Genomic DNA, 23432 nt, shown 5'->3' on the forward strand with positions numbered 1-23432 from the left:
CGTTTTCTCGCGACCCTCTCCCTCACTATGATAAATTTAGGGGTTTCCCCGGTCACAAATCGGAAACCGCCTCCACAACGGCGCAGGAGTATTGCTTCTTGGAAAACCGCAGTGCGCAACACCACAAAGATCGGCTCATCGAAGCGATCAAGGAAGAAATCGTAACCATCGTCACCGGTGAACTCTCCGACCCTCGCATCGGTCTTGTTTCGGTCAATGATGTGATCGTTGCGCCGGGAGGCAAAGCCGTGCGCATCTATGTAGCGGTGGAAGGAGATGAGCGCGAGCAGAAGGAATGCGTCTCGGCTCTCAACGACGCTGTCGGATTCATCCGGCATGAACTGGCCGAAAACCTGAGCTTGCGTGTCGCTCCCGATCTCCACTTCGTGCTCGATAGCTCTGTCACCTATGGAGCGAGAATTGACGAGTTATTGGAGCGGATCGATAAGCGGGGCAAAAAGAAGAATCAATGAATACGTTCGACGAAGTTGTGAACGCAGTGCAATCGCGCCAGCGCTGGGCTGTGACCTCTCACGCCCGGCCTGATGGCGATGCCGTAGGCTCGGTCCTCGGCTGCGTTCTCATACTTCGTGCCATGGGCAAGCATGCCCATGGCTATCTTGCGGACGGAGTGCCGTTCATCTACCGCGGTCTTCCCGGCGCCGCAGAAGTTCGCACCGGGCCGGTTGTTGCTGATCGATACGACGGAGTTTTGATCCTGGAGTGCGATAGCGTTCGCCGCACCGGACTCGAAGGCATCGACGGCCTGTTCTCGGTCAACATCGATCATCACAACACCTATGGCGAATACGCCGACATCAACTACGTTTTGTCCACGGCAGCGGCTGCGTCGGAGATTGTGTACCGCCTCGCCAGACACGCCGATGTTGCGATCACTCGCGACATCGCAACCTGCCTCTACACGGCGGTGCTCACCGATACAGGATCGTTCTGCTATTCCGGCACAAACGCACAGACTTTTGCATTCGCGCGCGAGATGGTTCTTGCCGGAGCCGAACCAGCTACGATAGCGCAGCAGGTGTACTTCTCGAATACCGCGTCAAAGATGAGGCTTCTCGGTCGCGCGCTCTCCACTCTCGAGTGCGAGGACGGCATCTCCTGGATGCATGTCTCCGAGGCCGACATGCTCTCCACCGGCGCCACCGAGCAGGACTGTGAAGGACTTGTGAACTGGGCATTGGGCATCGATGGCATCGAAGCCACGGTGTTCTTCCGCGAAACCTCGGACTCACGATATCGTGTGAGTCTTCGCAGCAAGGGACGCATCGATGTTGCGCGCATCGCTGAGATGTTTGGTGGTGGAGGCCATTTCTGCGCCAGTGGTCATGCCATTCCTGGCCCGTTCGAATCGGCTCGCACGCGTGTACTCTCCGCGCTGCGCTCCGCTCTCGCTAAACCGCAAACACGCAGAATTCCTAGTTGAGATCAACTACTGCACGAGAGTCTTTCAGCGTCTCCGCCGCAAAACACAGAAAGAGCGCGGATGATCTCCGCGCCCTTCTCACCAAAAGAAAAATAGCTTAGTTATTCGGGTCTTCTACTACTTCAATCAGGAAACCAAAGGCGTTTTCCGCCCGCGATTTCGGATGCACGAAGAACACGGTTGTTCCGCGTGATCCCGGACGCGGGGCCGCATCGATGATGGTGAATCCATTTGCCTTCATGTAGTCGAACGCCTTCTGGGCACTTTTCACCCGGAATGCAACGTGGGCGAAGCCGCCGCGTCCACCGTTCTTTTCGATCAGCTTCTGCACCGGGCTTTCGGGCGATAGCGGTTCAAGCAACTGGATCAGGTTCGGACCTTCGCCAATCTGAAGCAGTGCTTCGCGGACCATGTCCTTGCCGTGCACTTCCTCGCGATGAATCTCCTGGAATCCCAGCAGTTCATAGGCGGACACCATTCCGTCCAGATGTCCCTGTGGTACGGAGATCGCGAAGTGATCGATGAACTGGAATCCCGGTACCTGCTTCAACTCTTCTGCAATTGCCTTGTGATTCGTAGCTGTGCTCATTATTCAAACTCCACCAGAACTTGATTCAACTGCACGCCATCGCTTTGCGCTACGTTCACGCTCTTCACCTTGCCCGCGATAGGCGATACGACGTTGGTTTCCATTTTCATTGCTTCCAGCACGAGTAGCAGATCGTTAGCCTGAATCTGCTGGCCGGCCTGCACGTTGACTCGCGTTACCATACCCGCGATTGGCGAACGGCAGACCTTCTTCTCGTCCACAGGTCCTTCCGGCGCCTTGGCCTTCGGAGCACCCGCAACCGGCGCGGCCGGAGCTGCGGTAATCGTGGTAGCTGCCGGTTGTGCCGGAATGTAATGCGGCTTTGGTGTATCTTCCTCGGTAATCTCTACTTCGACTTCGTAGGACTTTCCGTCGATTCCGATCTGTAGCTTCAAGGTCGTTCTCCTGGTGCCGCGTTCGGCACCCTGGGCGCGCAATTGCGCCTCGTCCTAAGCGGAGCGCCGCAATCATCATCTGCGGTCCAAGGCCCCGGGAGTTCATCCCGGGGCGCCCCGGAGTCTTACAGCTTTAGCGCTTCAGGTTGTGCGAGGCCTGGATCGTTGCGCGTCCGGCCTGCGCCCATTGATTCACCGTCGGGATGAGTCGTGCCGAGCGGATCTTCACCTTCTTGCCAAGGTATGCTGTGACGGCCACCGCGATGATTGCCAGAGTTTCCGGCGAAACCGGTTGCTCGGCCGGAGCAGAAGCTTTTGGCAGCATGGCTTCCACTGTGCTGATGCGCTCCTGAAGTTCTTTCTTCAGAGCTTCCAGCTCGGCATGCAACTGTTTCAATTCCGCTTCCGACGGGCTCTTGGTGGCTCCCTTATCTACTGCTGTCGATGCCATTCTCAGTCTCCTCGCCGCGATTAGAGCGGAATCAGTCCGTGCTTCTTGGAAGGCCGCAGTTCGCGCTTGGTCTCGAGCGCATGCAGCGCCTGGGCCAACGAACGCCGCGTCTTCGAGGGCTCAATCACATCGTCCACCAGGCGACGCCCGGCGGCTACGAACGGATTGGCGAACGCATCGCGATACAGGCCAATCAGCTCCTGACGCTTTGCCTTCTTGTCTTCAGCCGCATCGATTTCCTTGCGGAACACGATCTCGGCCGCGCCTTCTGCGCCCATTACGGCGACTTCCGCAGTCGGCCATGCAAGCACGCGGTCAGCACCCAGGTCCTTGGAGCACATCGCCAGATACGCGCCGCCGTAAGCTTTGCGCAGAATGACGGTGATCTTCGGGCTGGTCGCCGCCGAGTACGCGAACAGCATTTTCGCGCCGTGGCGGATGATGCCGCCGTACTCTTGCTGCACGCCAGGCAGGAAGCCCGGAACGTCCACAAAGGTCACGATAGGAATATTGAAGGCATTCAGGAAGCGGATGAACCGTGCAGCCTTGTCGCTGGCATTGATATCCAGCGCGCCGGCAAGCACGCTCGGTTGGTTGGCGATGATTCCGATCGAGCGTCCCTCGATGCGGCCAAAGCCGATGACGATGTTCGGAGCAAAGCCCGGCTGCACTTCCATGAAATCGTTGTGATCCAGGATGCGAGTCAGGATTTCGCGCACATCGTATGCCTGCTTGCCCTCGACGGGAACAATGCCGTTCAGGGAAGCATCGTCTTCCATCGAGAACTCGTACTGCAAGCGCGGCGGATCTTCCAGGTTGTTCGAGGGTAGGAAGCTCAGCAACCGACGGCAGATGTAGATGGCGTCGGCATCGCTTTCGGCGACAAAGTGAACCACACCCGAGTTGTTCATCTGTGCAACAGGACCGCCGAGGGCCTCGCCAGTGACCACCTCGCCAGTGACCTGCTTGATAACCTGTGGTCCAGTGATAAACATCTGGGCCTGCTTGGTCTGGATGATGAAGTCGGTCAGCGCCGGGCTATAAACTGCACCGCCCGCGCACGGTCCGCAAATGAGTGAAATCTGCGGCACGATGCCGCTCAACATCACGTTGTTGTAGAACACGCGGCCGTAGCCACCCAGGGCGTCGATGCCTTCCTGAATGCGGGCTCCGCCTGAATCGTTGATGAAGACGAAGGGCGATCCGGTCTTCAACGCCAGCTTCATGACGTCAACAGCCTTATCATTGTGAACTTCACCGGCAGCGCCGCCCGCGACGGTGAAGTCCTGGCTGGCCAGGTGCACCAAGCGGCCGTCGATCTGCGCGCATCCGGTCACGATGCCGTCAGCAGGAAGCTCTTTGCCTTCCATGCCAAACAGCGTGGCGCGGTGCTGTGCGTAGGCGCCGATTTCCTCGAACGAATTCTTATCGACGAGTTTTTCGACGCGCTCGCGGGCGGTCAACTTGCCCTGCGAGTGTTGTTTTTCGATACGTTGTGCGCCGCCACCCTGCTCAACTTCCGCGCGCTTTGCGCGAAGGGCAGCTACGCGCTCTTCCATTGTCTTGCTATTCGGCTTGGCCGAAACTGAAGTAGCCATTCTGTACCTGATCCCTTTCCTTTATCGCCCCGCGGCGACGGTGACGTTGTGCGTCTGTCCATTGATGGTGACCGCGTACTTGACCGGGTCGGTTGGCTTCGCCGCTGCTGCTGCAGGCTTCGGCGCTCCCGCCGTGGCTGCCGCTGCTTGTGCTGCCGGATCCTTGCCCAGGTTCTTCGGTCCCTGCTCGCGCGTGCCGAAGAATTTCGGCGCGACCTGCGGGAACATCGCGTAGGTCAGTACGTCTTCGTCGGTGCCGTTGCAGCCTTTGAGCGCAAGAGCATCGGAACGCAGCGCCTCCCACTCCGGCTTGAGCAAGTCCGCCGGACGGTTGGTAATTGCGTCCTTCTTCGCGTGCGCCTTGGCCTTTTCGAGAACGTCGGGATTCTTCGGTCCGATCGTTTCGCCGTAGTAGCCAAGCATGAGGTCGGCAAACTCGCCGGTCAGCACCTTGTAATTGCCCATCAGCACGTTGAACACCGCCTGCGTGCCCACAATCTGTGAACTCGGCGTCACCAGCGGCGGATAGCCCGAAGCTTCGCGCACGCGCGGAACCTCGCGCAGCACTTCGTCGAGCTTGTCGCCCGCGCCCTGCTGCTTCAACTGGCTCTCCATGTTGCTGATCATGCCGCCAGGGATCTGGCTCTGGAAGATTTCCGTTTCGACGCCCGTGATGTCGCTGAGGAATTCCTTGTAACGAGGGCGAATGGTCTTGAAGTAGTTGCGAACCTTCAGAAGCCGATCCATGTCGAGCCGTGTTTCGACGCCGGTTCCTTCCAGCATTTCCACCAGGCTCTCGGTGGGATTGTGTCCCGGTCCGAGGGAGAGCGAGCTGATCGAGGTATCGACGATGTCCACTCCGGCCTCGATGGCCTTCATGTAGCTGACCAGCGTGACGCCGGTGGTCGAGTGGCAGTGCAGGTGGACCAGCGTGTCCTTGCCGCACTTTTCCTTGATGCCCTTGACGATGTCATAGGCCGGTTGCGGCTTCAGGAGGGCGGCCATGTCCTTGATGCAGATCGAGTCACAGCCCATCTCCTTCAGGTGCTGTGCCATGTCCACAAAGGCTTCGACCGTGTGCAGCGGGCTGACCGTATAGCAGATGGTGCCCTGTGCGTGCTTGCCGGCCTTTTTGACGGCGGCAATCGAGGTCTTCAGGTTGCGGATATCGTTCAGCGCGTCAAATACGCGGAACACATCCATGCCGTGTTCAGCTGCCTTGGCCACAAAGCGCTCGACGACCGAGTCCTCGTAGTGCCGATATCCAAGCAGGTTTTGACCGCGCAGCAGCATCTGCAGCTTGGTCTTCGGCAGCAGCTTGCGGAACATCTTCAGCCGCTCCCACGGATCCTCGTTGAGGAAACGGATGCAGGAGTCGAAGGTAGCTCCACCCCAGCACTCGAGCGACCAGTAACCGGCGTTGTCGAGATCTTCGCAGGCAGGGATCATGTCTTCCATGGCCATGCGAGTTGCGAGCAGCGACTGGTGCGCATCGCGGAGGATCAAGTCAGTGACTTCTAGTATTCGTGTCATAATTGCGTCGTTTTCCTTATTAGATACATCCCTGATTACAGGTAACGCCTGTGGTAGTGATCCCGGCTGTGATAAGGGTCACAAAAATGGGCGACATTCGTGCCTTAGTCCTTTGGAGCCATCACAAAGGAACGTTTAATTGGCGATGTTTCTTGCTTGAGACTCTACCACTGGATGGGTGATTCAGGGCTGGATTTGTACAAAAATCGAGCACTTTTCGCAGCTCCCCGTTCCAAAAAGCAGCTACTTTCCCCTCCGCCTCCGACGAACTTCGAACACCTCGTTGTCTAGCCCCACCCAACAAACAAAAACCGCGCCCCCGAAGGGACGCGGTCGTTTACGTCAGCCGGGCTACGGCACAGTCACGGTGATGGTCATCGGCGCGGGATCGGTCACGCTTCCGGTTCCGGTCGGCGTCACGGTGACGGTGTAGATGCGAGGCGTCTTCTGCGTTGAAGTGGAGGACGAGCCGCCTCCTCCACCGCAGGCCATGGCAAATCCAGCGAGACTGATGGCGGCTGCGGTCAGCAGTACCGCGAGCGCACGCTTGCGGCGCAGTGTGAAAGGCGCGCCGAGCAGTACGGTGCAGAACAGGATCGCGCCGCCGCTCTTCCACGGCGTGGCCGGAGGATGGGTCGCAGCGCTGGCTGTGGTCGTGATGGTCAAGTTGGCCGTTGCCGTGCCACCGCTGGCCAGCGTGACGGAAGGCACTGTGGCCGTCACGTTACCCGCCGGGCTCACCGATGCGGTGAATGAAACGGTTCCGGCGTAGCCGTTTACCGAGGTGATGGTCAGCGGAATGGTCCCGCTGCTGGAGGCACTGATGGTAGTAGTGGTCGAGGCCGCAGTTGCGGTATAGGTCGGCCCCGTGGCAACCGTCAGACTCGCGGTGCCACTGGAGGCGGCGTACGCGCTATCGCCGCTGTAGGTGGCCTTGATGGTGTCGGTGCCCGCGGAGAAGCCTTTTACGGCTGTGACTGCCACGCCGCTCAAAGTGGCTGTTCCGCTGGAGAGGGTAGCGGTTCCCAGCGTGGTGGTGCCGATGGTGAATGCAACGGTCCCGCTGAGCGTGCCAGGAGTGGCGGATGAGACAGTGGCAGTGAGGTTGATCGAGTCTCCAATGGTGACCGAACCGGCAGAAAGCGCAAGAGTCGTGGTGGTGGCAGCCAGAGTGTTTGACGAGCCAAGCGCTGTATCAAATGCTCCCGCATCCAGCGAGCCAAGTCCGGTGGCCAAGTCATAGCCGGATCCCGATGAATACCCGACCATTCCGCCTACGCAACCGGTTCCGGAGTTGCAAGGCTGCTTGTTATCGCCTGCTGTTACGTCGTGGAAGACCGTGGCATACGTAGTCGCATTCTTGGCGAGTGAATAGAACGTCGGGTTTAAGTTGCCGAGCTTGCCATACTTCTGAACCAGGAGGGTGACCAACCCTGCGAAGGACGGCGAGCCAGCGGAGGTTCCGCCAAAAACCGTCAGGCCATTGTTGGTGTTGGGATCGGTCGAGACATAACGGAAGCCGTTGACGCAGGAAGAGCCCGTGGACTGCGACGCGCTGGTGGCTCCGGTAGGGAACACCTGCGTGCAGACGAGGTATCCGTCGTGATCAGCCGAGGCTGCGAAGGAAATGTCAGGGATGTAACGCTTACCCGCTCCGGTGTAGTCGCTCTGCCAGCTTGGGAGACTGTAGATCTGGCTAACGCCGCCTCCGCCAGAAGCCAGTGTAGCGGTTGAATCTTTGCCCTGTTCGAAGGCGGTGTCGTTCCAACTCGTTTCCGGGATGTACTGCTGTGCGGAACTGATGATGTCTGAGCCTGAGGTGTAACTCCAGTATTGATTGGCTCCCGTCTGGGGACTGGCCGCTGTTCCATCGGCGCTGAAGGTCGTTCCACCTACACCGGTCACGTTGGGGCTGGAGGCCGGCCAATCGGCGATTGCGCCTTTATTGCCGAGCGTACTGTTCTGATCGCATCCTGCCGCACCCGCGTCTCCGGAGGAGTTCAGGATTGTCTGTCCCTGCGAAGCCGCCTGCGCCAGGTAAGTGTCCATCTGCTGCCGGAATGCTGTGGCTCCGTTGGTGGTTCCGATCAGATCGGTTTCGCAGTTGCCATAGCTCATGCTGATGACGGGCAACACGGCTCCGCTCACCTTGTAGGTGGTGATGCCGTAGATAAGCGCTTCATATACGCCCTGGTTGGCATCGGCCGCGCTGGCGTAGATGTAGTCCACGGTGGCATCCTTGGCGATGCCTCCCGCCCATTCCACGTCGAGGTCGGCCTCTCCCATGTCGCTCACGCTCTCGCCCGTAGTATTGGAGCAGTTGGCGCTGCTGATGCAGACGAAGGTGAGCTTAGTGGCGGGCAGCCCGGCGGCGGCACGGAACTTATCAATGTCGGTCTTCGGGAAATAAGTCTGTCCCACTATGCCGACGTGCATGCCCGTGCCTGTCGCGGTGCCGTACACCGACTTGACGTTGTAGATCGTCGCCCAGTCGGCCGGGGTTAGGAAATGGCTGCCCGAGGTGCCGGATGTAAACTCCGCGCTCGGCCTCTTGATGACGCCGTGAGGCTTGGGCCGGAAACTGCTCAGTCCGCCGACATTGTTCACGGCGCCGGAAAGGCTCTTCGGCAGCATGACCTCGGTGGAGTTGGCGATGTGCATCTCGCCATTGAGCTGGTACTGATGAATCTGCGTCCGGAATGCCGACTCGACCTGCGCCACGGTCCCCGAGAAGGTCACCAGGTTGCGCGAGGGCGACACACTCTTGACGGTGAAGCCCTGCCCTGTCAGCCATGCTGTGACCTTAGCGAGGTCGGCATCCGTCAGGCCGAAGCGCGTGCCGAACTCCTCCTGCGTGAGCCACTTATGGTATTGCGCCGACTTGGGGTTCTGCTGTGCGGCGAGCAAGGTTTCCAGCTCTGCCTTTTGTGCGTCGGAAAGGCCGACATTGAGTGACAGCGCTTCGAGATTTCTCTCGCCGCTTACCATGCCCAGGTCTGCTGCACGGCGCGTCCACGGATGCACGCTGCCAACGACCTTTACGGTGGAGACCGTATTCGCGTTGAGTTCTTCGCGAATGCGGTTCGCGCGCGGTGTCGTCTGCGAAACGAGTGTCGTCGAGCAGGCGGCCATGAGGGCAGCCAAAGCGCAGATGCTTGTCACCTTGCGGAGCGTGACATTGAGAAACGTCATCCCTCGCGAGAAAACTTTGTCAGTCATTAACAATCGGCCTCTTAATTTTTGGGGAATAGAGCACTTCGGCAGCCGCACAGGCGAGAGCTGCATGGCTAGAACACTACAGGGGTTTTGGATGAAAGGCAAAACGCAAACACCTTTTACGGCCAAAACGCAAGATGAAAGTAGCCGCTTCTGCCGGAAGCTGCACTTATGGCACTAAAGAGGGATTTTGAAGCAGTCACGCTCGATGAAGAAAGGGGCAGGCCCGCGGCCGTGCCCCCTGTGTTCTGTGAAGCCAGGCTCAGCAGTCGCAAGACTGGCTGCATTGCGTGTGGAGAGCGCAGGCGTCCTTGGTGCAATGCCGCATGTGATCGTGCTTCTGCCGCAGGGCGCTCAACTCGTCGCACATCATCGTCATTACCTGCATGCAGAGCGTTGGCCGCTCGCGCAGGATGTCATTGACCGCAGCGGTATCCAGAAAGATGATCTCGGCGCTGTCGAGAAGTTCGACGTTGAAGGAATATTTGGCGGAACAGAGCGCCGCCGGGAGTCCCAGTACGGATCGCGGTCCCGCGACGTAACAGGCCAATTCGCGGCCATTATCGCTTTCGAGCGAAACGCGCGCCGAGCCATTCACGATGAGATACACGCCAAGAGCAGTATCGCCGACCGAGAACAGACGGTCGCCGCGCTGCCGCGTTTGTTTTTGCCCGAAAGGTTCAAGGGCGCGCATCAACTCCTCTGCCGCCTCAAATGGAGAGCTCGGGCCGCCTTTTGCAATGGTTTCTAATGGATTCAAAACGCCTCACCCCTCCATCATTCCTACCAGCTGCACAAACATGATGGTGTGATGTGTATCACCAGCTCTTGTGATTCATTCTAAAGGGCTGAGAAGCGGATTTTTTCGTAGTCCGGCTGCGGGTGGTTCCCCCAGCGGTAACTTGTCTCGGCTGCCGTACCCGGCTACTCTGAACCAGCATGATCCGATTTTTGCGAGTACTGGCAAAGATGCTGGTGCTGATCATCGTGGCGCTGGCGTCAACGCTGATCAGTATGCGCTTTGCCATCCATGGACGCGAAGTTGCCGTTCCGGACTTTCGAGGCATGGCGCCATCGGAAGCCGAACGCGTGGCCTTTGAACGCGGCCTGGAACTCTCGCGCAGCGATCACTTTTACTCGGCGACGGTTCCCGCAGGACGCATCGTTTCCCAGCAGCCGGAGCCCGGAACCCGCGTTCGTCGCGGATGGCGCGTGCAGGCCGCCGAAAGCCTCGGCCCCCAGATGATCGACATTCCAGCAGTCGTGGGACTCAGTCCGCGCGCGGCAGAGATCAATATTCGACGCCGTGGTTTAGAGGTGGGAGCCGCAGCCGAGTTGCCGACCGAGACTGCCGCACCGCAGTCGATCATCGCTCAGACACCGGCTCCGGGAGCGCAGGGAGTAGCCGCGCCACGCGTGAGTTTGCTATTTGCCGGCGCGCCGGAGGAGGCCGCCTATGCGATGCCCGACCTGACGGGGATGAGTCTCGCGGAGGCTACCGGACTGATCACGCAATCCGGGCTGAAAACCAGTTCCGTTACCACGACCACCGATTCCAATATGAATGCTTCGGGCACCCCGGCTGTGGTTGGGCAATCGCCCGCCGCTGGCACTCGCGTCACCAAGGGTGCAAGCGTCGCACTCCAGGTCACGCGCTCCTGAGTCAGTGATGGCTTCGGAGCTATCTATCTCCTCTGCAGTATGGCTGCGAAGAATCCATCGCAAGGCAGCTTTCCTGGTAGGGTGCGCAGGAATCTTCCGCGTAGCAGATGCGTAGGGTCGGCGAGCAGTTCTCCGCGATGGCTCAACTCTTCGAGGATGCTCGCGCAATCGATGAGTTCGACAGAGTTGTCGGATCGCAGAACACTCTCCACGACGCTCTCGCCTTCTTCGGTCTCGAGCGAGCAGGTTGAATAAACGAGGCGTCCTCCGGGTGCGAGGGCGGCGAGTGCGGAGCGCAAGATTGATACTTGTAAATCTTGCAGCTTGGGGAGGTCGTCTGGTTGCAAGCGCCACTTGATTTCGGGATTAGCAGCGAGAGTCCCGGTGCCGCTGCAAGGCACGTCGGCCAGAACGGAATCGAATTTCTGGCTGAATTGCATCTGGCGCACGTCGCCTTGCAAGACCTCGACGTTTAGCCCAGCGACGCGATCCTTCAGCAGGCGAGCGCGATGCTCATAAAACTCGACGGCTGTGATCTGTGCCTCAGGATTTCGCGCGGCGATGGCGCCGGTCTTGCCGCCCGGAGCGGCACAGCAATCGAGGATGCGCGTTCCCGTTCCGACCAGTGCGGCGACAAGCTGCGAAGCCTCGTCCTGCACGGCTGCGCGATGCTCGCGAAACGCCTTACTATGCGCCAGGTCTCCGGCAATCAGGCGACGTGCGGAACGGAGCAGTGCTCCCGGCCCGAGTTGCACTCCGGCTTCGGTCAGTTCCTGTTCGACCTCGGGCGATAGGAGGCGGAGCGCGGGAACTGGAGCGTGTTGATCGGCGGCACAGATCGCCTGTGCGACGTCATATCCATATGTGTCGATCCATCGCGCGAGCATCCACTCGGGATGTGCGAATTCGATGGCGAGCGCCGATGTGCCCTGTGCGCTGCCTTCCGTGAGCGGAGTCCTCGCGGTGGTCACCAGCTTTCGCAGCACCGCATTGGCGAAAGGCGCAGCGGAGCGCTTGCCTGATTTCTTCACCAACTCCACGCTCTCGTGTACGGCGGCGTGTGCCGGGATGCGCTCAAGATGGTTGAGTTGGCAGGCGCCCATGCGCAGCGCGATCCGCACCTCGGCGTCGAGCCGGGCGAGCTTCTGCGACGAGAACTTGGCGATACGGGTGTCGAGTTCGGATTGCCACCGGAGGGTGCTCATCACAAGCTCGTAGGCAAGTGCGCGGTCCTCGCGCGAGAGGCGGTCCATGCGCGAGGAGTTCAGCAGCTCGGAGGCGTAGGCTTTATCGCGCTCTACTCGAAGCAAAATGTCAAAAGCAACCGTGCGCGCAGGCGATATCGCCATTTCTACTCCTTAATTATTTGTCACGACGAGTGAGAGGAGTCGCATGCTATGCGCCGAACGTCTCTCCTGCTTTGGGCTGATAGCCGTTGATGAACTCTTTGGCGCTCATGCGGCGCTTGCCTTCCATCTGTAGTTCGTCGATCACAATGGCCGTTCCCGCGCCGCATCCGGCAATCAGTTGCCCTTCGACAATCGCAATCTCGCCTGGGCTGAGTTTTTTCGCTGCCTCGACCGCCCTCAGCGCGTGCAGCGTGATCTGCTTTCCGCGAAAGGTGGTGAACGCACCTGGCCACGGCTGGAATCCGCGATGGCGATTGCGTATGGTGGCTGCCTCGAGCGAGAAATCCACGCGTCCGTCTTCACGCTTCAGGATGGGGGCGAGCGTTGCCTGCGAGTTGTCCTGCGGCTTCGGCTGGACGCTTCCGTTGGCCAGAGCGTCGAGGGTTTCGACGAGGAGTTCGGCACCCATCTGCGCCAGTCCTGGCGCGAGCGTAAGGCTGGTGTCGTCGGGGCCGATAGCCATCTCGCGTTGCAGCAGAATGTCTCCGGTGTCGAGTCCTTCGTCGATGCGCATTGTGGTATTGCCGGTTACGGTCTCGCCCATGGCAATCGCCCACTGGATGGGAGCCGCTCCGCGATACTTCGGCAGCAAGGATGCGTGCAGATTGATGTTGCCGTGGCGGGGAAGATCGAGCATCCAGCGTGGAATGATGCGTCCGTAGCCTACGACCACGATGCACTCGGGCGCGAGCGCATCGAGCTGTGCGCGAAACTCGGCGTTGTTCTTGATCTTTTCCGGCTGTGCGATGTTGAGCGACAGCTCAAGCGCCTTCTGCTTCACAGGCGACAGAGCGAGTTCCATGCCGCGCCCTTTGGGGCGGTCTGGCTGCGTCACAACAAGACGCACATCGTGGCCGGCACGTACCAATGCATCAAGCGGTGGCACGGCAAACATAGGAGTACCGCAATAAACGATCTTCACAATTTTGATTGTAGCCGCTGAGAAATCTGGAGGTAAGGGAAGGGGAGAGCTGAAGCCCACCCTGCGACTCGGTTTGAGTTCAGGGTGGGATCGTTATAGTTGCTCTACCACTCGCCTTGACGCTTTAGGCGGCGAATTTTTCGGCGGATGATGTCGCGCTTGAGCGCCGAGAGATGGTGAATGTAGAGCGTTCCGTTCAGGTGATCGATCTCGTGCTGGAAGGCGCGGGCGAGAAGGTCTTCGCCGGTCTTCTCGTACCATTCGCCGTTCACGTCCTGAGCTTTGATGGTCACGCGTTTGCCGCGAGTGAGGTTCTCGCGGAAATCCGGAATCGACAGGCAGCCCTCGCCACCATTCTGTTTTCCTTCGACGTTGATGACCTGCGGATTTGCCAACACCAGCTTCGCTTCCGGATCTTCTTTGAACGAAGTATCGATTACTGCGAGGTGCAGCGAGATGCCGATCTGGGGCGCAGCCAAGCCGACGCCCTGCGCTTCGTACATGGACTCAAACATGTCATCGACAAGCTTCTTCAGATTGTCGCCGAACTCTTTTACGGGTGCCGCAGGCGTTTCCAGCACAGGGTCGCCGTATTTCACAATTGGATAGATCATCGATGATTCCGGTCAAAAATATGAATTACGCTTCTCTAAGAAATGTCGCAGCTCAGTAGTTTCGAAGCTGCTCGCAGTATCCGTCATAGTTGCGGCGAAGCTCTACGAGTGAATCGCCACCAAATTTTTCCAGGGCCGACGCGGCCAGCGTCAACGCCACCATGGCCTCGCCCACGACGCCTGCCGCGGGCACCGCACAGACATCCGAACGCTCATAGGCGGCCTTGACCAGTTCGCGGGTGGCAAAATCCACCGAGCCCAAGGGACGCCGCAACGTCGAAATCGGCTTCAAATGTCCACGTACTACGATATCGCAGCCGTTGGAGATACCACCTTCGATGCCGCCCGCGTGATTGCCTGCCCGGGTGAAGTTCGTGAACTTCGAGCGTAAGACTCCGGTGCTGCTACTCTGTTCCGCGCTGTAGCCGATCTCATCTTGTGCTGCCGAACCGTATGAGGCGGCAGCGAGCACGCCGTCTCCGATCTCAACGGCCTTTACGGCCTGAATGGACATGACGGCTGCGGACAACTTCGCATCCAGACGCTCATCCCAGTTGGCATACGTTCCAAGGCCGGGTGGAACATTGCGCGCCACGACCTCGAAAACTCCACCGACGGTGTCGCCTGTGCGCAGCACGGCATCCACTTCGGCTTTCATGCGCTGCTCGGAATCCTGATCGGCGCAGTTGAGGAGGACCTCGTCTTTTTTCGCCAGAGCCTCGATTTCGGCCCACGTTACGGTGCGTCCCAGTCGTGCGGAGCCGACCTGAATGACGTGGCTCAGAACTTCGATATCGAGGGCTGCCAAAATCTGTTTTGCCACCGCTCCGGCGGCTACGCGGGCTGTTGTCTCGCGAGCGCTGGCACGCTCCAGAATGTAGCGCGCATCGGAGAGGTTGTACTTCAGGGCTCCGGCGAGATCGGCATGGCCGGGCCGGGGAGATTTCACGGCCTTATGCTTCGCCGGATCGCCCTCGCCAACGGGCAGCGATTCCGTCCAGTTTTGCCAGTCGCGATTTTCGATAAGCATGGCAATTGGGGAGCCGATGGTGTGTCCATGACGGACGCCACTCAGGATTCGGGCGTGGTCGCGCTCGATCTTCATGCGGCCTCCGCGTCCAAAGCCCTGCTGGCGACGCCAGAGCTCGCGGTCAATGTATGCCTCGGTGACAGAGATGCCTGCAGGCAATCCTGAGATGTTGGCTACCAGCGCTTCGCCATGCGACTCGCCAGCCGTAGAAAATCGCAGCATTACAGGATTGTAACGGAAGCTTAGGCTTTTGCCGCTGAAGGGATTGAGGGCGAGGAGCAGCTCGGCATGGTACACGTCTAAGGTGTTAAGGTAACGACTTTATAGACAGTTTCACCTAAGTTAGTGATTATTGAGTCAATCACGCGGTGGAATCAGCCAAATATCTAATGTTTATGCTTGTAACCTCTTCAACTTACCCGCTGTAAGCGCTTCATCGTAGGGTGTTTAGTTACTTGTTTCTACATACAAAGCTGCTGTTCCGTTCTGCATCTAAAAGGAGTCATGGTGTCGACCGTATTACCCATCCAGGAGTCGGTCCGAGAGTTGATCCTTGAGGCTACGAACGCCCTGCAGCCCCACTTTGCCGAAATGACCGCCAACTGGCGGCAGCGCATGTTCGAGGAGTTTCAGTTTGAGGGTCGCGCCATGGTCGCCCTCGAACGATTGAATCTAGGTGTGGGCTTTATGCTGTTCAGCCACTCGGACTTCAATCAGTTCACCGACAACCTGTATCACTACGGGCAGCGCCTGGCGAAACTAAGGGTCGATACCCGCGCTGTGGCCCGCGCATTGGAAATCTATCTACAGGTCTCCGCGCCGTTCATTGCCCAGGCATTTGGCGAGCGCCAATTCCAAGTGACGGCCGCTCTGGAAACGCTAGTATCCGCAAGCTTTGTTGCCGTATCGGGCGCGTATTTTGATGTGCAGCAGAGCGCCAGCGACGCGCTGCTGAAGGTTCTGGACGCTGAACTCTCGGCGAAGGATCTGAGCACACTGCTCGAACGAGTTCTGGTCGTCACGACGGGAATCTTTGGAGCCAACGTCGGGGTTGTTCTGCTCGCCGACTCGGAAACGAACAAGTTGCGCGTGTGTAGTGCAACGGGGTTGCCGGCTAATTTTGGCGAGGACGTTTCGATCGACGCAGGGCAGGGTTTTACAGGACACATCTTCGAAACCGGTGAGCCGGACATTCTTCCCGACCTTGCGCGCTCATCGGGTGTGCTGAATCCGGAGTTGCGCGGCAAGGCGGAGTCGCTGTGGGGAACGCCGCTGAAGATCAGTGATCGCGTGATCGGCGTCATCATCATCGGCTTCGAAAAGTCTTACCAGTGGCTTCCGACCGAACTGGAATTGTTCCGCGCTGTGGCAGACCGCTCGGCACTGGCCATTGATCGCGCGCGCATGACGGACGCTTTGCGAGAGCGCGAGATGCGCATCGTGGAGCTGAGTGGGCATTTGCTGAAGGCTCAGGAAGAGGAGCGGAAGCGCATCAGCCGCGAGCTGCATGACGAAACCGGACAGGCACTCATGGTGATTCGCCTGTACCTGGGAATGCTCGACGGCAGCGTGAAGACTCGCGAGGGTAAAGCCAAAATCGGCGAGCTGCTTGGCGTGGTCGATCGCACGATTGAGGGCATTCGCCGTATTATTGGCCGCCTGTCGCCGCTGGTGCTTCAGGAACTCGGGCTGATCTCGGCGATACGCAAAGAGGCCAAGGATCTGGCAAAGACCGCGGGCGTGAAGTCGCGCGTTGCCATTGGCGACGATGTGGGCCGCCTCGATCCCGTGATCGAAACCGCAATCTACCGCGTGGTGCAGGAGTGCCTGCACAATGTGGCAAAGCACGCACAGGCGCAGAACGTGAACATCCAGATGGAGCGCAGTGGCGGGAGCATCAAGCTTGTAATCGAGGATGACGGCGTCGGGATTCGTGCCGTTTCCAATCCTCTACGGCCTTCCTTTGGAATGGCCGGAATGCAGGAGCGCGTCAGCACGCTCGGCGGTCAGATGAAAGTGACATCCCGCAAAGGTGAGGGCACTAAGATCTCCGTCACCGTGCCGGTGGGGTCGCATATACAGGAATCCATGGAAAGCAATGCCAACGAAGGGCGCGCGCTGACGGGCACGCGAAATTAATTAGGTAACAAAAGAAGAATGAACATCAAAACAAATGTAGAAGTGTCGAGGGGTGAGGGCAATGCCGAAAATTAAGTGTCTGCTGGTGGACGACCATACATTGTTCCGGCAAGGCGTTCGCCGCCTGCTTGAGAGCGAAAGCGATTGCGAAGTAGTGGGCGAAAGCCCAGATGCCGGTGACGCCGTCGAAAAAGCGCGCGAGCTGCGCCCCGATATCGTTCTCATGGATATCGGAATGCCCGGCCTGTCTTCTTTTGAAGCTGCGCGGCACATTCGCAAGAATCGCCCCGAGACCAAGGTGCTTTTCCTGACGATGTATGAGGACGAAGACTACCTTGTGCAGTGCCTCGAAGTTGGCGCCTCAGGCTACGTTCTGAAGGACACCCCCGCACAGCAGCTTGTGACCGCCGTGCGCGATGTCTATAAGGGCGGCAAGTATCTGAGCTCGCAGGTGCTTGGCAAGCTGGTGGAAGATTTCCGCGCCCGCGTGCGCGACACCAAGATGCGGCCTCGCATTTCGACCCTCACGCCGCGTGAGCGCGAAATCCTGAAGCTGCTCGCGGAAGGCAATTCGGTCAAGGAAATCGCCGTCCTGCTCGGCCTCAGCGTGAAGACCGTCGAAGCGCACAAGTTTAATCTCATGCGCAAACTCGACATCCACAACAAGGCGCAACTCGTCACCTACGCGATCCAGAAAAAGATCATCAAGATCCCCGTAAACCAGTAGTGGACGTTAGATTAAAAAACGAAAGCCCGGAGCGATCCGGGCTTTCTGCTGTGCGATTATCTCTGCTGCTATCCTCGGTATCCACCAGCCGAATCGGGCAGCCTTGTCGCACGGTCTTCTGAATCTCCGCTGTGTTGTCGGTGAGGCGTATCAAGTCGTTGATCACTGACTCGGGTGCGTCCGCGTGAACTTTGACCCGGTAAGTGATGCCTTGCGCGGCCTCTCCGGGGTTCTCGAGCGTGCCTGTCACATGAACAGCCACCCCATCGATCTCGATGTTGCGCTTTGCTGCCTCGCGGTACAGGTCATTGCAGAAGCAGGTGGCGAGGGCGGCGAATAGCAGTTCTCCGCCGTTGATGCTGGAGCCCTGGCCTGTCGTTCTGAGCTCTATCTCGATGCTCTGACGATGACCATTCGTTGCGACCTCGACGCTATGACCCGAGCGAGAACTGGATAAGTGAGCCTCAATCTTCAAGGGGCTTCCCTCCGGAGCACCGCAGATTAAGTGGCTTCGATGACGTGGAGAGATTGTAAGTTGCTGCTCTCACGTCATTCGATGCGGAATGGAGAGTCGTCCTCTGAGATGTTGATGGCGATGAATTGCCGCCGTCCGAAGGTGAGGGCCTCTTCTGTTTTCTCGAAGAACACGTCCACAACCGGACGCAGTTCGTCGCGAGAGGTCGTGTCCACAAAGCGCGCCAGCATTGCCTTTTCGGTCTCCCGATCGAGCAGAAGGATGTAGTCGTTCAGGCGGGCATGCAGTCTTTGTTGGGCAATGGGGGAAAGAGCGATGCTCAGCATCTTGTCGTCGGGAAGAACGTGTGAGGGAACGGCGTAGGCATGCTCGGTCTTCGAACCGTTGGCGAAGTTGCCGCGCCCGGCGAACGCCGTCACCTGCACGGCCGTGTTGTGATGATTTACGAAGCCAAGCTTCTTTTCGGCGCTCGCGAGAAGATGCACCGTCTGTTGCAGTTTGTGCTGGGTCTGTTGCATTTCGACGCGCTCTTCGGCCAGAACGCGTAAAAAGCGTTTCTTGTCTTTTCTGAATCGAATGGTGTTCGTCAACACCACGCTGAGAACGATCAAGGTCAATACGAGGGCAGTCTTTATGAATGGCCAAACTCGAGAATTCAACAGCTTCCTCTCCGACGAGATACGGCGCTGAGCGGACTTGAGCATCTGTGCGCGTTTGCGTTGCTATCCGACGCACACCGCGCCCGAGCAGAGCACGAATCTCTTTGTTAAGTTTTGGTCTGGCTGTACACAAATCAGCATGTAGGCGGCCATTTTCTGAATCTGCGTTCGGCAACCTGTAACGTGTTGATTCAGAACTGGCTTACTAGGAGGCCTCAACGCGGATGTGCCGTGGCTCGAGTGGCAGCAGTGGGTGTTATTCCACCAAGGAGAGGGTAAGTTTTCCTCAGGCGAAACGCGGCAGGATACTGGGTGTGAATCGGTAGAGGCTGTATGTGGAAGCAGATGCGGTGCGGGGTTTGTTCCGAGGTTCGCGCCAGGAGCCGACGCGAACCTGGGACCCAGCGTAGGTCTATTCCGCGGGAGCGGCTTTGGCTGCTATCTCTTCCTGTTCTTCCTTCTCCAGCGATTTCAAAAACTTCTGCGTGTTCAGCAGCGGACGGGCCAGCGAGGAATTGTATGCCGTCCACGGGGATTCGAGGTCGGCGTCGCGTTCGAACTGTGCGCGCATGGCCTCCATCTTCGAGTCGAGGTCGTCCATGTAGTGCAGCATCAGGGCTTCGGGGAACATCGGCAGCTTGGGCGAACCGAACTCGTACTGTCCGTGATGGCTGATGATCAGGTGCTCGATCAGGATCTTCAGTTGCGGAGGAAAGTTCGGAATCTGCGCCAGCTTGGCGTGCAGCATTTCCAGTTCGATCACCATGTGGCCGAGCAACTGGCCTTCGTTGGTGTAGCCGAAGGAGCGTGCATAGCTCAGCTCGTGCGTTTTTCCGATGTCGTGCAGGAACGCGCCGGATATCAGCAGGTCGCGGTTGATGAACGCATAATTGCGCGAGATGAGGTCGCAGCTCCGCATCAGGGAGATGACGTGCTCCAGCAAGCCTCCGATGAAGGCGTGGTGCATGGTTTTGGCCGCAGGAGCGTTGCGGTAGGCGCGAGCGATGGTCGGGTCTTCCATGAAGAGCTCGAGCAGCCGGCGCAGGCAGGGTTCCTGGAGGCTGGCAACGAATTCGCCCAGCTCCCGCCACAATTCATCGACATCCTTCGATGTTTTCGGCAGGTAGTCGGAGAACTCGATCTCCTCTTCGCTCATCTTGCGGATCTTGTGAATTGTGAGCTGCCAGCGCTGATTGTACTTATTGATCAGGCCCTTGATTTTGACGACGTCGTCCTGCTCGAAGGCATAGGCGCACTCTTCGACGTTGTCCCACATCTTGGCCTGGATAGAGCCGGTGCGGTCGGTGAGAGTGAGGTCGAGATATGGCTCGCCGCTTTTCTTCGCTTTAATTTGCTTATTGCTGACGACGAAGCTGGTGACGACCACCTTGTTTTCCTGCTGAGCCGCGTCGCGAATGTAAAACTCTTTCATGGATGCGCATCCTGCGCCCGGCGGGAGCAGGGCGATAGGCTATGGTATCGCGGAAAGCTCGCACGGAATAGCAGGAAACACCTGTACGGAAACCTTAAGAGTTATCCCTTGGAAGCCGCACCGTGATCGTGGCACCGCGACCTTCACCTTCACTGTAGGCATAGGCGCGTCCACCGTGGCGGCGCGCGATTCCGTTGACGATGAAGAGCCCGAGGCCTGTGCCTTTCACGCGCTGGCGCAGACGTCCGTTTACGCGGTAGAAGCGGCGGAAAATACGTTTCAATTCGCCTTGCGGAATGCCCTGGCCCTTGTCGGTGACGCGCACGAGCAGGTCGGTACCTTCGTCGAGAATTTCGACGGTAATGGCAATCTTGCCGGGCGAGTATTTCACGGCGTTCTCGAGCAGATTGCTGACGGCAGAGCGCAGCTCATCGGGATCTCCCTGCACGACCGGCGCTGCCATGGTGTAGTTCACAAAACGAATATTGGCGTCGTTGAGGTGATGACGCACCTTGGCCAGCGCTTCGCATTCGCGCACGATGTCGGAAAGGTCCACGCGCTGGAAGTTCTTGGTGTTCTTCTGCCCTAGGTGCCCGGCTCGCAACACCTGATCGACGGTGTTGATAAGACGGTCGCTGTCTTCGAGCATTACGCCGTAGAAGCGCTTTCGCTGTTCTTCACTGAGTTCGCGCGATTGAAGTGTCTCAAGGTAGAGCCGGATGGAAGCGATGGGCGTCTTCAGTTCGTGGGTCACGGCATTGATGAAGCTGTCGTGCTGCTCGCTGCGGCGCATCTCGCGCACAAGGAAGATGGTGTTCAGAGTGACGCCCGTGATGATGAAACCGAAGAACAGGACGCCGAGGACGATCATGCCAATCTCGCGCCAGCGTATGAGCCAGGTGATATTCAAAGCCAACGCAAACGCGACCGAGCAGGCGCCCAGCACAATGAAAAACGCGATGGCCTTATTGCGCGAAGAGATCGGCATTTCAGCTAGATAGTAGGGGAGGTCGGCAATTCGAGTAAAGAGGGGGGTGGTCGAAGCCCCGGGCTGAAGCTGCAAAAACGAAAAGCCCCGACCGCGTGGTCAGGGCTTCGCAAGCTCATAACGAATCGCGCCTAATTGCCCGCGACCGCCTGATTGGCATTCGTCTGCCCGGAGTTTACCAGCACCGGGCCGCGCTGAACCTCTTTGACCCTGCCATCAGAGCGAGGCAGCTTGATATCGTGCGCCAGACCGAGAGCCTTGAGGGTCGAGATAACGTACCAGTTCGTGTCGATTTCCCACCAGCGCAGTCCATGGCGAGCCGAGCTCGGATGTGCGTGGTGATTGTTGTGCCAGCCTTCACCGAAGGTCAGCAGCGCGATCCAGAAGTTGTTGGTAGAGTCGTCGCCCGTCGCCCAGCGGCGCGTACCCCACAGGTGCGTAGCGGAATTCACCAGCCACGTTGCGTGCAGACCTACCACGGTGCGCAGGAACACGCCCCACAGCGCCACGTTCCAGCCGAAGAAGTAGAGCACAGCCACGCCCACGACCACCTGCGTCATCCAGTGATACTTGCTGAGCCAGAGGTAGAACTTATCCCGCCGCAGATCGGGTACATAGGGCGCAAGCTGCTCAGTTTCCTGGTGCAGCGCCTTGCCCATCAGGATCCAGCCCATGTGCGACCACCACTTGCCGTCGCGCGGTGAGTGCGGATCGCCTTCCTTATCGGTCAGTTGATGGTGAATGCGGTGGATACCAACCCAGAAGATGGGACCGCCTTCGAGCGCCAGCGTTCCGCAGACGGCAAAGAAATATTCCAGCCACTTCGGACAGCGGAAGCCGCGATGCGTGAGCAACCGGTGGTATCCGACTCCAATGCCTAGGGATCCTGAAATCCACCACAGCACGGCCGCCACAGCCACGCCCTTCCACGTGAAGTGGAACAGCGCCAATACGGCGAGCGCGTGGTAGATGAACATTACGATTGCTGTAAGCCAATTAATCTTGTTGCTTTCTTCTGATCTCACCCGAACCATCCTTTTCGTGGCTTCCCTGCGCGCCGCAGAAGCGGCAGACTGGAGCAGCAGAAGGCCACGCCACATTACTTCGTAAGATAGCAATCGGGCGGCTCAGGCATTGTAAGAGTTTTGTAAGTCGCGCTTGAGCAAACAGGCGCTCGCTCACGAGACGGGAAACTCAGGGCGAAACGCGAGCGCCAGCAGCAATTCAAGTGCAAATCGAATTTTGCGAAGAAACGATTTTCAATTCGGAGTGAGGGATCAAGCCACAGGCAGGGCATTTGCAAAGAAATGTTACGTTTCGCTCTCGGGATAGCCCGGGTGTGAACTCTCCCGCCGAGGATGCGTCTATCTTGGTGTAAGTCTTTGAACAGCCAAGTTCAGCAACGAGGGAATGTAGAATGCGACGCACGATTCTCGGCTTTGTGACGACAGTGGCATTGGCATCGGCTCTTTCAGGCATGGCGATGGCGCAGGATGAGTCTCAGGCTCCACCTCCGGGCGGCGGCTTTGCGCGTGGGGCTCGCGCCTTCAATGGCGTAGGCGGCGAGATTACGGCGATTGATGGATCGATCTTCACGCTGAAGACATTTCGTGGCGAGACTGCCAAGGTCAAGGTCACTTCCTCTACGCGTTTCAGCAAAGATCGTGCCGAAGCCAAGCTTGCGGATTTCAAGGTAGGGGCTCGAGTTTTCGTCGCAGGTCAGCAAGACAAGGATGGCGTGTGGGTCGCTGAGAGAATGAGCCAGCGCACAGGCGGATTCGGTGGCGGCCCAATGGGCGGCATGCAGATGAATCCGGCTGATAACGGCAAGACCTATATTGCCGGAGAACTCGTCAACGTTGACGGCACGCGTCTGACGATTCGCAAACCCGACAACACTGAACAGGTGATCGAAGTGGATGATGACACCTCGTTCCGCAATCAGCGACACGAGAGCATCACGCTGGCCGACGTCAAGGTGGGAGATGTCGTGCATGGAATGGGTGCGGTGAAAAATGGAGTGTTTGTGCCCAAGGAATTGAATGCGGGACGTCCACGTTTCCAGCGTCCTGACGCTCCTCCTCCCGCCGACAGGGTGGCACCTCCGGTCGCACCCGACTCCAACTCCGAACAGAAATAGGGCAGGGAA

General features: G+C 58.5%; 22 protein-coding genes. 6 read left to right on the top strand and 16 right to left on the bottom strand.

The features are described 5' to 3' along the window. Positions 1-98 precede the first annotated feature (98 nt). Together rbfA and AC6IY8_RS17850 are read left to right on the top strand one after the other, a co-directional pair. Positions 99-473: a 30S ribosome-binding factor RbfA gene (gene rbfA / locus AC6IY8_RS17845; RefSeq protein ID WP_497776081.1), complete on the top strand. Its 375-nt coding sequence runs from the start codon at positions 99-101 to the stop codon at positions 471-473. Further along, positions 470-1444, top strand: coding sequence for a DHH family phosphoesterase (locus AC6IY8_RS17850; RefSeq protein WP_497776083.1), 975 nt, complete (start codon positions 470-472; stop codon positions 1442-1444). The genes rbfA and AC6IY8_RS17850 overlap by 4 nt, the downstream gene beginning before the upstream one ends. Positions 1445-1541: 97 nt before the next feature. Here AC6IY8_RS17850 and AC6IY8_RS17855 read toward each other — a convergent pair whose 3' ends face one another. From AC6IY8_RS17855 to AC6IY8_RS17885, 7 genes are all read right to left on the bottom strand, one after another. Then, the gene (locus AC6IY8_RS17855; RefSeq protein WP_497776084.1) at positions 1542-2033 is read right to left on the bottom strand and encodes a VOC family protein; all 492 of its coding nucleotides are present in this window, start codon (positions 2031-2033) and stop codon (positions 1542-1544) included. Beyond that, the gene (locus AC6IY8_RS17860) at positions 2033-2428 is read right to left on the bottom strand and encodes a biotin/lipoyl-containing protein (RefSeq protein WP_497776086.1); all 396 of its coding nucleotides are present in this window, start codon (positions 2426-2428) and stop codon (positions 2033-2035) included. Before AC6IY8_RS17860 ends, AC6IY8_RS17855 begins: the two co-directional genes overlap by 1 nt. A 133-nt stretch (positions 2429-2561) precedes the next feature. Then, positions 2562-2879, bottom strand: a complete 318-nt coding sequence (locus AC6IY8_RS17865; RefSeq protein WP_497776087.1) for a hypothetical protein — start codon at positions 2877-2879, stop codon at positions 2562-2564. A 20-nt stretch (positions 2880-2899) separates the two neighbouring features. Further along, the gene (locus AC6IY8_RS17870; protein ID WP_497776088.1) at positions 2900-4477 is read right to left on the bottom strand and encodes an acyl-CoA carboxylase subunit beta; all 1578 of its coding nucleotides are present in this window, start codon (positions 4475-4477) and stop codon (positions 2900-2902) included. 21 nt (positions 4478-4498) lie between these two features. Further along, positions 4499-6010: a methylmalonyl-CoA carboxytransferase subunit 5S gene (locus tag AC6IY8_RS17875; protein WP_497776089.1), complete on the bottom strand. Its 1512-nt coding sequence runs from the start codon at positions 6008-6010 to the stop codon at positions 4499-4501. A gap of 351 nt (positions 6011-6361) precedes the next feature. Continuing rightward, positions 6362-9229, bottom strand: a complete 2868-nt coding sequence (locus tag AC6IY8_RS17880; RefSeq protein WP_497776091.1) for a protease pro-enzyme activation domain-containing protein — start codon at positions 9227-9229, stop codon at positions 6362-6364. 259 nt (positions 9230-9488) lie between these two features. Then, positions 9489-9986, bottom strand: coding sequence for a Crp/Fnr family transcriptional regulator (locus tag AC6IY8_RS17885; RefSeq protein ID WP_497776092.1), 498 nt, complete (start codon positions 9984-9986; stop codon positions 9489-9491). Between the two features lie 179 nt (positions 9987-10165). Here AC6IY8_RS17885 and AC6IY8_RS17890 point away from each other — a divergent pair, with 179 nt between their 5' ends. Beyond that, on the top strand, positions 10166-10888 hold the full coding sequence (locus tag AC6IY8_RS17890; protein ID WP_497776094.1) for a PASTA domain-containing protein: 723 nt from the start codon (positions 10166-10168) through the stop codon (positions 10886-10888). Between the two features lie 23 nt (positions 10889-10911). Here the strand turns inward: AC6IY8_RS17890 and rsmB are convergent, their stop codons facing one another. The 4 genes from rsmB to aroC form a co-directional block, all read right to left on the bottom strand. Further along, entirely contained in the window at positions 10912-12237 is a 1326-nt protein-coding gene (gene rsmB / locus AC6IY8_RS17895) for a 16S rRNA (cytosine(967)-C(5))-methyltransferase RsmB (RefSeq protein ID WP_497776096.1), read from the bottom strand. A gap of 46 nt (positions 12238-12283) precedes the next feature. After that, complete coding sequence (fmt, locus tag AC6IY8_RS17900; protein ID WP_497776097.1) at positions 12284-13219, bottom strand: methionyl-tRNA formyltransferase; 936 nt, start codon at positions 13217-13219, stop codon at positions 12284-12286. Positions 13220-13323: 104 nt separating this feature from the next. Further along, positions 13324-13833: a peptide deformylase gene (gene def / locus AC6IY8_RS17905; protein ID WP_497776098.1), complete on the bottom strand. Its 510-nt coding sequence runs from the start codon at positions 13831-13833 to the stop codon at positions 13324-13326. Positions 13834-13885: 52 nt separating this feature from the next. Then, complete coding sequence (gene aroC, locus AC6IY8_RS17910) at positions 13886-15085, bottom strand: chorismate synthase (RefSeq protein ID WP_497776099.1); 1200 nt, start codon at positions 15083-15085, stop codon at positions 13886-13888. Positions 15086-15367: 282 nt separating this feature from the next. Between aroC and AC6IY8_RS17915 the strand changes: the two genes are divergently transcribed. Together AC6IY8_RS17915 and AC6IY8_RS17920 are read left to right on the top strand one after the other, a co-directional pair. Further along, on the top strand, positions 15368-17002 hold the full coding sequence (locus AC6IY8_RS17915; protein WP_497776100.1) for a GAF domain-containing sensor histidine kinase: 1635 nt from the start codon (positions 15368-15370) through the stop codon (positions 17000-17002). A 61-nt stretch (positions 17003-17063) separates the two neighbouring features. Next, on the top strand, positions 17064-17729 hold the full coding sequence (locus AC6IY8_RS17920; protein ID WP_497776101.1) for a response regulator: 666 nt from the start codon (positions 17064-17066) through the stop codon (positions 17727-17729). Here AC6IY8_RS17920 and AC6IY8_RS17925 read toward each other — a convergent pair. The 5 genes from AC6IY8_RS17925 to AC6IY8_RS17945 all read right to left on the bottom strand — a co-directional run bounded on the left by AC6IY8_RS17925 (position 17707) and on the right by AC6IY8_RS17945 (position 22317). Further along, positions 17707-18204, bottom strand: coding sequence for an OsmC family protein (locus AC6IY8_RS17925; protein ID WP_497776102.1), 498 nt, complete (start codon positions 18202-18204; stop codon positions 17707-17709). The genes AC6IY8_RS17920 and AC6IY8_RS17925 overlap by 23 nt on opposite strands. Before the next feature lie 74 nt (positions 18205-18278). After that, a complete protein-coding gene (locus tag AC6IY8_RS17930) occupies positions 18279-18863 on the bottom strand; it encodes a hypothetical protein (protein ID WP_497776104.1) in 585 nt (194 codons plus the stop codon). Positions 18864-19275: 412 nt separating this feature from the next. Continuing rightward, positions 19276-20295, bottom strand: a complete 1020-nt coding sequence (locus AC6IY8_RS17935) for a 3'-5' exoribonuclease YhaM family protein (protein ID WP_497776105.1) — start codon at positions 20293-20295, stop codon at positions 19276-19278. Positions 20296-20389: 94 nt separating this feature from the next. Further along, a complete protein-coding gene (locus tag AC6IY8_RS17940) occupies positions 20390-21283 on the bottom strand; it encodes a sensor histidine kinase (protein ID WP_497776106.1) in 894 nt (297 codons plus the stop codon). 131 nt (positions 21284-21414) lie between these two features. Further along, positions 21415-22317: an acyl-CoA desaturase gene (locus AC6IY8_RS17945; RefSeq protein ID WP_497776108.1), complete on the bottom strand. Its 903-nt coding sequence runs from the start codon at positions 22315-22317 to the stop codon at positions 21415-21417. 383 nt (positions 22318-22700) lie between these two features. On the opposite strand from AC6IY8_RS17945, the gene AC6IY8_RS17950 reads away from it, so the two are divergent. Next, positions 22701-23423, top strand: a complete 723-nt coding sequence (locus tag AC6IY8_RS17950) for a DUF5666 domain-containing protein (RefSeq protein ID WP_497776110.1) — start codon at positions 22701-22703, stop codon at positions 23421-23423. Positions 23424-23432: the final 9 nt, after the last annotated feature.

The sequence above is a fragment of the Koromonas soli genome, assembly GCF_059726265.1.